Raw genomic sequence first — 274 nt, 5'->3', positions numbered from 1 at the left:
AATTCGACGTCGTCGGCCACTGTCGCTGCGCCGAGCACCTTGACGGCCTCGGCGACGACTTCGGGTCCGATCCCGTCTCCGGGAATGACGGCGAGCTTGATCTGACGGGACATGGGACTCCTGGGGGCTCGGATTGCTGTACCCAAACCCTACTGCGACGCGTCAGGTCGGGTGATCCCCGCGTCTTCGTCACTCCCGGAATCGACGCCGGCTCACCGCGCCGAGCGCAGTGCGACCCAGGCGACCATGGCCGCTACGACCACGAGTCCGGCTC

Annotated in this window: 1 pseudogene; it reads right to left on the bottom strand. The window is 67.2% G+C overall.

Going from position 1 to position 274, the window contains the following annotated elements:
* Positions 1–113: pseudogene (locus QN345_RS20175) on the bottom strand (3-isopropylmalate dehydrogenase); the annotation flags it as partial.
* Positions 114–274 lie beyond the last annotated feature (161 nt).

This window comes from Cryobacterium sp. 10I1 (genome assembly GCF_035019805.1).
GTDB classification, from domain to species: domain Bacteria; phylum Actinomycetota; class Actinomycetes; order Actinomycetales; family Microbacteriaceae; genus Cryobacterium; species Cryobacterium glucosi.
Note: the sequence above shows the minus strand (reverse complement) of the source record. Positions and strands in the feature narration are given on the sequence as shown.